We start from the raw sequence: 10763 nt of genomic DNA on the forward strand, positions 1-10763 counted from the left end.
GGCGCGTAGAGCGCGGACAGATAGCGATCATGGTCTGCGGCACGCACCGCATCCATGACCATGTTGGGCATGCCGGCCATCAATCGACGGCGATCAGCGCTGCGGCCACGGCACGGTCCTCGGCCAGCAGCACGTTGTAGGTGCGCACGGCCGCGCCCGTCGACATCGGGTCGGCCGAAATGCCGGCCTCTTTCAGCGCGGAGCGGAGTGCAGCCGGCAGCGGCCGCAGATCCTTGCCGGTGCCGACCAGCAGGATTTCTACCTTGTCGGCCTGGGCGAACAGCTTGTCGAAGTCCGAAGCTTTTAGCGCCAGCGGATCGGCCGGCTCCCAGCCATGGATACCGGACGGCAGGCACAGCAGCGAGCCTCGATGCGACATGTCGGCAAAGCGGAACCCGCCATTGCCATAGGCCTCGACCGGCGCCCTGCCCGGGAAATGCGCCTCTCGGATGACGATGCCTTTGGCCATGGGGCTAGAGCATGATGCCGAAAAGGGTGGAGCGGTTTTCGGACGACATTATGCTCTATCTCTTTGATTTAGAGCGGATCCAGATCTCAGTTCGACTCGACCTGAGATCATCCGGCTCTGACGGCTTCAGGTCGCCACGGCCTTGCCGTTCGCCGGCTTGGTCTCTTCGGCGGCTGCGGCCTGCGGCCTGAGCTTGAAGAGGATCAGCAGCGGCGCGGCGATGAAGATCGACGAATAGGTGCCGAACACCACGCCGAACAGCATCGCCAGCGTGAAGGAGCGGATCACCTCGCCGCCGAACAGCACCAGTGCCAACAGCGCAAGGATGGTGGTCACCGAGGTCAGCGTGGTTCTGGACAGCGTCTCGTTGATGGCGTTGTTCAACAGCTGCGGCAACGGCATCTTTTTGTATTTTCTTAAGTCTTCGCGGACGCGGTCATAGACGACGATGGTGTCGTTGAGTGAGTAGCCGATGATGGTCAGGATCGCCGCGAGCGACGACTGGTTGAATTCCAGTCCGGTTATGACGAAGAAGCCGATGGTCATCACCACATCGTGCACCGTGGCGATGATGGCGCCGACGGCGAACTGCCACTCGAAGCGGAACCACACATAGAGCAGGATGCCGACCAGCGCGATGAGCATGGCGATCGTGCCTTGCTTGGCGAGCTCGCCGGAGACCGTCGGTCCGACCACCTCCACGCGGCGGAAGTCATACTGGTCCTGCAGTTCGCCGCGCACCTTGTCGATGACGGTCTGCTCGGCATTCTCGCCGGCGTCCTGCGTGCCGACGCGGATCAGAACGTCGTTCGGCGCGCCGAACTGCTGCACCTGGATCTCGCCGATGTTGAGCTCGGAGAGCCTGTTGCGGATGTCACCGAGATCGGCGTCGCCCTGCTTGGACTGCACCTCGATCATCGAGCCGCCCTTGAAGTCGATGCCGTAATTGATGTCGATGGTGAGGAACCCGACAACTGACAGGATCGACAAGATGCTGGACAAAGCGAACGTCCAGCGGCGGATACCCATGAACGGGATCCTGGTGCCGGGCGGAATGAAGGTGACCGGCGCGCGCGGCAATTCCTTCGGACGGGCGCGGCGCAGCCAGATCGACACCAGCATGCGGGTGAAGGTGAAGGCGGTGAAAACGGTGGTCAGAATGCCGATCGCATAGGTGATGGCGAAACCCTTGACCGGTCCTGTGCCCAGCCAGAACAGCACCACGGTGGCAATCAGCGACGTGACATTGGAGTCGACGATCGTTGCCAGCGCCTTGGCGAAGCCGGTGTCGATCGACTGGATCACCGAGCGGCCAAGTCGCCGCTCCTCTCGAATGCGTTCATAGATCAGAACGTTGGAGTCCACCGCCATGCCGATGGTGAGCACGATGCCGGCGATGCCGGGCAAAGTGAGCGTGGCGCCCAGCAGCGACAGCAGCGCAACGATCATCGCCACGTGGACGGCCAGCGCGATGTTGGCGAGGAAGCCGAGGAAGCCGTATGCGACGAACATGAAGGCGACGACGAGGATCGAACCGATCACGCCCGCCACCTTGCCGGCATGGATGGAATCCTGGCCGAGGCCTGGACCGACCGTTCGCTCTTCGATGACCGTCAGCGTTGCCGGCAGCGCGCCGGCGCGCAGCAGCACGGCAAGGTCATTGGCGCTCTGCGGGGTGAAATTGCCGGAAATCTGCCCGGTACCGCCCAGGATCGGCTCACGGATCTGCGGCGCCGAAATCACTTGGTTGTCGAGGACGATGGCGAACAGCTTGCCGACATTCTGCGCCGTCGCCTGGCCGAACCGTGTCGCTCCCTTGGAATCGAAACGGAATGAAACCACCGGCTCGTTGGTCTGCGAATTGTAGGTCGCCTGCGCGTCGACCAGATTTTCGCCGGAAACGATGACGCGGTTTTCGATGAGATAGGGGACCGGCGGATCGTCTTGCGAGTAGAGGACGGAAGAGCCTGCGGGCGGACGGCCCTTCAGCGCATCCTGCACAGGCATCGACTGGTCGACCATCTGGAAGGTCAGCTTGGCGGTCTGTCCGAGGATCTCCTTCAGCCGCTGCGGATCCTGCAGGCCCGGCACCTGGACAAGGATGCGGTCGTCGCCCTGCCGCTGCACGATCGGCTCGGTCGTGCCGAGCTCGTTGACGCGGCGCTCGACCACTTCGATCGACTGCGACAGAGCCGTTGAGGTGCGGTATTTCAGGCCGGCGTCGGTGACCGTGAATTTGAGCAGGCCGGGCTCGGAGTCATCCAGCGACATTTCCTGGATGGAGCCGCCGCTGAACAGTCCCGCCGCCACCGGATCGGTCAGCGGTTTCAGGACCTTCTTGGCCTGGTCGAGTTGAGCCTGGTCCGTGATGCGAACCTGCACGGTGCGGCCGGAACCGGAAAGGCCGGTGTAGTTGATCTTGGGATTGGCCTCGCGCAGCAGCGTCCTGATCTCGTCGCGCGTCGTCTCCATCCTATCCTTGATCAGATCGTTCTGATTCATTTCAAGCAGGATGTGCGAGCCGCCCTGAAGGTCGAGGCCGAGCGTCATCTGCCGCTTCGGCACCCAGCTCGGCAGTTGCGCCAGCATGCTTGCCGGAAACAGGTTGGGCGCGGCGAGGACCACTGTCACGGCCACGGCCAGCCAGATCAGGATCATCTTCAGGCGCGAGAAATAAAGCATTAGTTCTTATCCGTTCAGGCGTACAAGCGGCAGCGTTCCGCCATCGAGGTGGTGATTACTTCTTGGCGTTCTGGTTCGCCACCGGCTCGCCCTTGACGCGCACCTCGGAGATCGTCGAGCGCAGCGCCGTCACCTTGGTCCCGCCGCCAAGGTCGATCTCCAGTTCATTGTCGTCGATCACCTTGGTCACCTTGCCGACGAAACCGCCGCCGGTCACCACCGTATCGCCGCGGCGCACTGCGGCCAGCATTTCCTGGCGCTTCTTCAACTGCGTGCGCTGCGGCCTGATGATCAGAAAATACATGATCACGAAAATCAGGACAAACGGCAAAATGCTGATGAACATATCGGGCGAGGTGCCGACGCCTTGGGCGTATGCCGGTGTGACGAACATCAAGAAACTCCTGGATGGTGAAATACCGCCGGGACGGCCCCGCGAAATTTTGGCCGGAATATAGTCGGTAAAGTTGCCAATGCAACTGCGCGACCCGCAGAATCCGTTGCTTTTCCAGCCGTTTGGCGCGTGCTAGAGCGTCGCAGCCGGAAGCCGGTTGGAGCCGGCCGAAAAGATCGTGCTACAACAGAAGCTTGCAGTTGGTTCTTGGTGCGCAGCCGCGGATCCGTTTCACGTTCCGTGACTGCCAAGTTAAAAAGACCGGAAATGACCGATAGCCTGGATGCCCTGAACAAAAAGCTCGACCGCCTGATCGACGCGGTCTCCCGTCTCGCCCCGCCACCGGTTCCCGAGACCGAACTCGGCGTGGCCGATTGCTTCGTCTGGCAGGCCGATCCCGGCTACCTGGAGCCGGTCCACAAGGTCAATCGCGTCGACATCGGCCTGATCCGCGGCGTCGACCGGGTCCGCGACATCCTGCTCGACAACACCGAGCGCTTCGCGTCCGGCTTCGCCGCCAACAATGTGCTGCTCTGGGGCGCGCGCGGCATGGGCAAGTCGTCGCTGGTCAAGGCCGTGCACGCCAAGGTCAATGCCTCGGACAAGCTCGACCGGCCGCTGAAGCTGATCGAGATCCATCGCGAGGACATCGACACCCTGCCCAAGCTGATGAGCCTTTTGAAGGCGGCGCCCTACCACTTCATCCTGTTTTGCGACGATCTTTCCTTCGACCATGACGACACTTCCTACAAGTCGCTCAAGGCAGCGCTCGAAGGCGGCGTCGAGGGCCGCCCGGCCAATGTCATCTTCTACGCCACGTCGAACCGGCGCCATCTGTTGCCGCGCGATATGATCGACAATGAGCGCTCGACCGCGATCAACCCGTCGGAAGCGGTGGAGGAAAAAGTCTCGCTCTCCGACCGCTTCGGCCTGTGGCTCGGCTTCCACAAATGCTCGCAGGACGAATATCTCGACATGATCGACGGCTATGTCCGTTACCATGCCCTCGCGATTGATCCCGAGACGTTGCGCGCGGAAGCCTTGGAATGGGCAACGACGCGCGGCAGCCGCTCCGGCCGCGTCGCCTGGCAGTTCACCCAGGATCTTGCCGGACGCCTCGGCAAGCCGCTCAAGGACTGATAGCCCATCACCGGCTGCAGTGAAAAAGCCCGCTCCTGGCGGAGCGGGCTGAAGCCGGCGGGCCGGACTGGAGGTCAGGCGGCCCGCAATTTGTTCTTGTTCTATTCGAGATAGCCGCTCGGATCGACCGGAGCAGAGTTCTTGCGCACCTCGAAGTGCAGCTTCGGCGAGTCCGTGGTGCCGCTCATGCCGGACAGCGCGATCTCCTGGCCGCGCTTGACCTTCTGGCCGCGCTGCACCTCGATCGAGCTGGCATGGCCGTAGACGGTGACCAGGCCGTTCTCGTGGCGCACCAGCACTGTGTTGCCGAACTCCTTGAGGCCGTCGCCGGCATAGATGACGACGCCGTTTTCGGCCGCCTTGATCGGCGTTCCTTCCGGCACCGCGATGTCGACGCCGTCCTTGCCGGAGCCGAAGCCGGAGATGACGCGGCCGCGCACCGGCCAGCGCATCTTGCCGATGCCGGTCGCATCCGGCGCCACTGCATCGTCGTCCTCGGCCTGCTGGATGACCTTGGCGTCCTTCTTCGGCGGCGTGTAGGAGGCGAGCGTCTCCGACGGTGTGGTCTTTGCCGGCGGCTGCGTGGTTGCCGTCGTCACCGGATCGACGGTCGGCTTGGTCGCGACAGGCTTCGCCGCAGCGACGGCAACGGTGCCGCCGGCCGGAACCTTGAGCGTCTGGCCGATCTTCAAGAGGCCGTCCTTCATGCCGTTGGCCTGCTTGAGCGCCGTGACGCCGACGCCGGTCTTGCGGGCGATCGAAGACAGGGAATCGCCCTGCTGAACGGTGTAGGTACCGCCGGCGCCGGCCGGCTTTGCCTCGGCCATCTGGGCGGGCGTGGCGCTCTTCGAACCGCTGGCCGCCGCCGATGCATCGACCTGCGCGGCGGATTTGCCGTCCTTGAGTTTTGGCTGCTGCGGCAGCACGGCAACCTTCTCCGGCGCGCCGGCGGGCTGCTTCGGTGTGTTGGCGGGCTTGGTGCTGTCGGCAACCTTCGGCCCGCCCTTGCTCGAATAGGCATAGGCCGGAATGACGATCTTCTGGCCGGTTCTGATGCCCTTGTTGGCATCGAGCCCGTTGACCTTGATGATCGCATCGGCCGGCACATGATATTGGCGGGCCAGACCGGAAATCGTCTCGCCTTCCCTCACCACGATCTCGGTCGCGTGCGGCGCCGCGCTTGCGTTGCGCACCGCGTCGGGCTCGGCGGTCTTGAACGGCTTCGCGGCCGGGGCGACGGTGTTGGTGGCCGTCCTGTCCAGATGCGGCGCGACGGGGGCCGGCGCGAGTGCCGGGGCCGAGGCGGTGCGCATCGGCTTGGCGGCGGCCGGCGCCGAGGGCGGCGGCAATTGCTGGGACGTCACCGGCTCGAGACTGGAGCGGCTCACGGACTGGGTGTGACTGCCGTCGACAGGCGCCGGCGCGACCGTATCGCCCGGATAGGGCTGGTCGACATTCTGCTTGTTGATGATGGCGCGCTGATTGTTGGTGGACGATGTGAACACGTCGTCGACACCATTGAAGCGCATCGCCTGGGAGCTGCAGCCTGCCGCGGCACCGGCGATCATGAGGACGGCGCAGCCGCGCGCCAGATTGCGTCCGTTTGCCTTCAAACCATTGAATTGCATCGCACTAACCCGCACAGACCCGGTACAAACTGGTCATGATTAAAGCGCGTTAATGTTACTGGCCGGTTAACCCATTAGAATCCGCCGAAAATTTTCTTAAAGCATTTTTCGACAGGCGCGACCAAGTCCGGACAGATCGTGCCGGCCGAGACGAGACGGACGTCTCGGGAACCGGCGAATCGCACGAAATGAGACCGGGCGAGCAGCGGCACCACCCTCACACGACCACGCCTTCGCTTGGTTTGGCTTGCTGACCGCCCAAGTCGGGTACAGCGTCGACAACGCCCTCTTCTACGTCAAGGGAGGCGCGGCCGTGACTCACGACCGTTTCGATGTTCTCTTTTCCCCCGACACGACCGCCGGCGAGACAGACGATCAGACCCGCTGGGGCGGTGCCTTGGGTGCCGGTCTTGAATATGGCTTTGCCCCGAATTGGTCACTCGCGATCGAATACTCACCTGTTCATGCCCGACAAGACCACCGCCTTCACGGTCGTTGGCGCGCGCGGGGGCCCCTTCAGCACCGAGCGCATCGATCAGGATGTCGATCTCGTTGGTTTGCACCTGAACTACCGCTGGGGTGGCTGACTGGAGTGATGGTCGCAGCCGCGTTCGACGCGGTTAGCCGTCGATCGCAGGGCTGGCGCGCTAGATCACCGCGGCGACGCTGCGCAGGACCGGCTGCAGCCTGACCAGGCCGATGTCCTCGCGCTCGAAACGGCTGCCGACCTTGGTGAGCTTGGCCAGCACCTGCTCGCCCTCCTCCGGGCCGATCGGCGCGATGACGACGCCACCGCTCGACAATTGATCGAGCAGGAAGCGCGGAAGACTGTCGAAGGCCGCCCAGGCGATGATGCGGTCGAACGGCCCTTCGTTGGGCAGGCCGTTGGAGCCGTCGGCCTGGCGTACGATGACATTGCTGATGCCGAGCGCCTCGAAACGCTGCTTTGCCTGCTCGGTCAAGGTCTTGTAGCGGTCGACGCTGACGACTCGCGCGGCAAGCCTGGACATCACGGCTGCCGTATAGCCGGACCCGGTGCCGATCTCGAGCACGCGGTTGCCCGGCTCGATGGCCAAAGCCGCAACCACCGCCGCCTGCAGGTCCGCGCCCTCGATCGCCTCGCCGCATTCGATCGGCAGCATGCCTTCCGACCAGGCCATCGAATGGAACTGCGCGGATAGGAAGCCGCGCCGCGGAGTCGCCTCGAAAGCAGCGACCAGTGCCTTCGGCGCCGTGCCCCTGCCGCGCAGCCGCAGCAGGAAAGCGGCGAAACCTTCACGGTCGTCGATAGCCATGGTCATGACAGCGCCTTGGTCAGCTGGTCGCGGAGTTCATGGGCGGTGAGGTCGAGCTGCAGCGGCGTCACCGACACCAGCCGGTTGCGCAGCGCGTAAAGATCGGTGCCCTTTTTGCCTTCGACCGGCTCCCGGCCGAAGCGCAGCCAGTAATAAGGCAGACCGCGACCGTCGCGGCGCTCGTCGACCCAAAGGCTGTGCACGAGCTTGCCCTGCGCGGTGACGACCGTGCCCTCGATTTCGTCGGGTGCGCAGTTCGGGAAATTGACGTTGAGCAGCACGCCTTCCGGCAGCGGCGTTGCGATCAGCCTTTCGAGCAGCGCCGGCGCCAGCGCTTCGGTCGTCTCGTAAGGGACGACGCGGTCCTCGCCGAGATAGGAATAGGCCTGGCTGACCGCGATCGAACGGATACCGAGCAGCGCCCCCTCCATTGCGCCGGCCACCGTGCCCGAATAAGTAACGTCGTCGGCGATGTTGGCGCCGGAGTTGACCCCCGAAAGGATGAGGTCAGGCGGCCCGGGGAGGATCTTCTTCGTGCCCATGATGACGCAGTCGGTGGGGGTGCCGCGCACTGCGAAATGCTTCTCGCCGACCTTCCTCAGCCTGAGCGGTTCCGAGATCGAAAGCGAATGCGCGTAGCCGGACTGGTCCTGCTCGGGCGCCACCACCCAGACGTCATCCGAGAGCGTTCGGGCGATGCGCTCGAGCGACGCAAGGCCTTCGGCGTGGATGCCGTCGTCATTGGTCAGCAGGATGCGCATGAACTCATTTCGATTCGATCTTGGCAAGACCACCCATGTAAGGCCGCAGCACTTCAGGAATGGTTACGCTGCCGTCCTCATTCTGGTAGTTTTCGATGACGGCGATGAGAGCGCGGCCGACCGCGGTGCCGGAGCCGTTCAACGTGTGCACGAAGCGGTTGCCCTTGCTGTCCTTGTCCTTGTAGCGGGCATCCATACGCCTCGCCTGGAAGTCGCCGCAGACCGAGCAGGACGAGATTTCGCGATAGGCGTTCTGGCCCGGCAGCCAGACCTCGATGTCGTAGGTCTTGCGTGCGCCAAAGCCCATGTCGCCGGTGCAGAGCGTCACCGTGCGGAACGGCAGGCCGAGCCGCTTCAGCACCTCCTCGGCGCATTGCGTCATGCGCTCATGCTCGGCGAGCGAGCTTTCCTGGTCGGTGATCGACACCAGCTCGACCTTGTAGAACTGGTGCTGGCGCAGCATGCCGCGCGTGTCGCGGCCGGCCGAGCCCGCTTCCGAGCGGAAGCACGGCGTCAGCGCCGTGTAGCGCAGCGGCAGCTTCTCATGCGGCGTGATCTCCTCGCGCACCAGGTTGGTGAGCGGCACTTCCGCGGTTGGGATCAGGCCCAGCCGTCCGTCGCCATGCGGCGTGAAGAACAGGTCCAGTTCGAATTTCGGCAGCTGGTTGGTGCCGAAGAGAACCTCGTCGCGCACCATCAGCGGCGGCTGGATCTCCTCATAGCCGTGCTCTGTCGTGTGCAGGTCGATCATGAACTGGCCGAGCGCGCGCTCCATGCGCGCCAGATGGCTCTTCAGCACCGTGAAGCGCGAGCCGGACAGCTTCGCCGCACGCTCGAAATCCATCATGCCGAGCGCTTCGCCGATCTCGAAATGCTCCTTCACCCAGTTCGGGCGGGTCGGCACATCGCCGACGACGCGCTTGACGACATTGTCGTGCTCGTCCTTGCCGACCGGCACGTCGTCGAGCGGCACGTTGGGCAGGACCGCAAGCGAGTCGTTCAGCGCCTGGTCGAGCTCGCGCTCGCGCGCCTCGCCGTTCTGGATGAACGCCTTGATCTCGCCGACCTCGGCCTTGAGCTTTTCAGCAAGCGCGGCCTCGCCCGAGCGCATGGCATTGCCGATCTCCTTCGAAGCGGCATTGCGGCGCTCCTGCTTGACCTGCAATTCGCTGAGATGGGTGCGCCGCTCCTCGTCCCTGGCGATCAGATCTTCGACGGCGGACTGGGCGTCCTCAGCAGACCACGAGCGCTTCACCAGCGCTTCGACAAGGGCCTTCGGGTTGTCGCGAATCCATTTGATGTCAAGCATGGCTTTCCGTCCTCGAGTAAGGTTCGAGGGCGTAAACCGCATCCCTGATCGATGCAAGACAGCAGCAGCCGGCAGCCGTGTTTTTCAGGCCTGGGACCAGGTTTTAGCGCTAGGTTGACGGCGCGTCCGGCGTCTTTCCGGCGACAGCGCTGCCTGCCTCTTCCTGCCTGTCGCGCGCCAGACGGTCGCGCTCCCGGCTGCGCTCGATCAGGCGCGAAGTGAAGATCGCGACCTCGTAGAGCACGATGGTCGGAAGAGCGAGGCCGATCTGGCTCATCGGATCGGGCGGGGTCAACACCGCGGCGACGACGAAGGCAATGACGATCGCCCATTTGCGCTTCTCGGCCAGCGCCTGCGACGACAGAAGGCCGACGCGCGTCAGCAGGCTAGTCACCACCGGCAGCTGGAACACCAGGCCGAAGGAGAAGATCAGCGTCATGATCAGGCTGAGATATTCCGACACCTTCGGCAGCAAGGAGATCTGCACCTGGTCGTTGGTGCCGACCTGCTGCATGGCGAGGAAGAACCACATCACCATCGGGGTGAAGAAGAAATAGACCAGCGAGGCGCCCATCAGGAACAGGATGGGCGACGCAATCAGGAACGGCAGGAAGGCGCTGCGTTCGTTCTTGTAAAGACCCGGCGCGATGAATTTATAGATCTGCGTGGCGATCAGCGGGAAAGCGATGACCATGCCGCCGAACATGGCGAGCTTCACCTGGGTGAAGAAGAACTCCTGCGGCGCCGTGTAGATCAGCTCGACCTTGTGCGGGTCGAGCCCAGCCCATTGCGTCGCCCATTTGAACGGGACGACCAGAAGGTTGAACAGGCGCTTGGCGAAGAAGAAGCAGGCGAGGAAGGCGATGAAGAAGCCGCCCAGCGACCAGATCAGCCGCCGGCGCAGCTCGACAAGGTGCTCGATCAGCGGCGCCGAGGATTTTTCGATCTCTTCCCTCTCCTTGTCCGAGACGCTCACTTGGCGGCTCCTGCCGTCTTCTTGGCATCGGCGGCCTTTTTCACGGCCGGCTTCTTCGCCGCGGGGTTGGCCTCAACCTTGGGTGCCGCTTCCTTAGCAGGCGCTGCGG

General features: G+C 63.7%; 10 protein-coding genes. 2 read left to right on the top strand and 8 right to left on the bottom strand.

What is annotated here, in order from left to right; all coding sequences use genetic code 11:
- Nucleotides 1–79 precede the first annotated feature (79 nt).
- From EOA60_RS06020 to yajC, 3 genes are all read right to left on the bottom strand, one after another.
- Nucleotides 80–469, bottom strand: a complete 390-nt coding sequence (locus EOA60_RS06020) for an Mth938-like domain-containing protein (protein WP_067329577.1) — start codon at nucleotides 467–469, stop codon at nucleotides 80–82.
- A 126-nt stretch (nucleotides 470–595) separates the two neighbouring features.
- Nucleotides 596–3151 carry a protein translocase subunit SecDF gene (gene secDF, locus EOA60_RS06025; protein WP_095801856.1) on the bottom strand — a complete coding sequence of 852 codons (2556 nt, stop codon included), beginning with the start codon at nucleotides 3149–3151 and terminating at the stop codon, nucleotides 596–598.
- A gap of 55 nt (nucleotides 3152–3206) precedes the next feature.
- Entirely contained in the window at nucleotides 3207–3545 is a 339-nt protein-coding gene (gene yajC / locus EOA60_RS06030) for a preprotein translocase subunit YajC (RefSeq protein ID WP_095825604.1), read from the bottom strand.
- A gap of 267 nt (nucleotides 3546–3812) precedes the next feature.
- Here yajC and EOA60_RS06035 point away from each other — a divergent pair, with 267 nt between their 5' ends.
- Nucleotides 3813–4685 carry an ATP-binding protein gene (locus tag EOA60_RS06035; protein WP_095825605.1) on the top strand — a complete coding sequence of 291 codons (873 nt, stop codon included), beginning with the start codon at nucleotides 3813–3815 and terminating at the stop codon, nucleotides 4683–4685.
- A 101-nt stretch (nucleotides 4686–4786) separates the two neighbouring features.
- Here the strand turns inward: EOA60_RS06035 and EOA60_RS06040 are convergent, their stop codons facing one another.
- Nucleotides 4787–6313 carry a LysM peptidoglycan-binding domain-containing M23 family metallopeptidase gene (locus EOA60_RS06040; RefSeq protein ID WP_095825606.1) on the bottom strand — a complete coding sequence of 509 codons (1527 nt, stop codon included), beginning with the start codon at nucleotides 6311–6313 and terminating at the stop codon, nucleotides 4787–4789.
- A gap of 464 nt (nucleotides 6314–6777) precedes the next feature.
- On the opposite strand from EOA60_RS06040, the gene EOA60_RS39615 reads away from it, so the two are divergent.
- On the top strand, nucleotides 6778–6900 hold the full coding sequence (locus tag EOA60_RS39615; protein ID WP_280950705.1) for a hypothetical protein: 123 nt from the start codon (nucleotides 6778–6780) through the stop codon (nucleotides 6898–6900).
- Nucleotides 6901–6960: 60 nt separating this feature from the next.
- Here EOA60_RS39615 and EOA60_RS06050 read toward each other — a convergent pair whose 3' ends face one another.
- From EOA60_RS06050 to tatC, 4 genes are all read right to left on the bottom strand, one after another.
- Nucleotides 6961–7614: a protein-L-isoaspartate(D-aspartate) O-methyltransferase gene (locus EOA60_RS06050; RefSeq protein ID WP_095825608.1), complete on the bottom strand. Its 654-nt coding sequence runs from the start codon at nucleotides 7612–7614 to the stop codon at nucleotides 6961–6963.
- Nucleotides 7611–8369: a 5'/3'-nucleotidase SurE gene (gene surE, locus EOA60_RS06055; protein WP_095825609.1), complete on the bottom strand. Its 759-nt coding sequence runs from the start codon at nucleotides 8367–8369 to the stop codon at nucleotides 7611–7613. Before surE ends, EOA60_RS06050 begins: the two co-directional genes overlap by 4 nt.
- A 4-nt stretch (nucleotides 8370–8373) precedes the next feature.
- A complete protein-coding gene (gene serS / locus EOA60_RS06060; protein WP_095825610.1) occupies nucleotides 8374–9678 on the bottom strand; it encodes a serine--tRNA ligase in 1305 nt (434 codons plus the stop codon).
- A 109-nt stretch (nucleotides 9679–9787) separates the two neighbouring features.
- The gene (gene tatC / locus EOA60_RS06065) at nucleotides 9788–10654 is read right to left on the bottom strand and encodes a twin-arginine translocase subunit TatC (RefSeq protein ID WP_095778424.1); all 867 of its coding nucleotides are present in this window, start codon (nucleotides 10652–10654) and stop codon (nucleotides 9788–9790) included.
- Nucleotides 10655–10763 lie beyond the last annotated feature (109 nt).

This window comes from Mesorhizobium sp. M1A.F.Ca.IN.020.06.1.1 (assembly GCF_004023265.1).
In the GTDB taxonomy this organism is placed as follows: domain Bacteria; phylum Pseudomonadota; class Alphaproteobacteria; order Rhizobiales; family Rhizobiaceae; genus Mesorhizobium.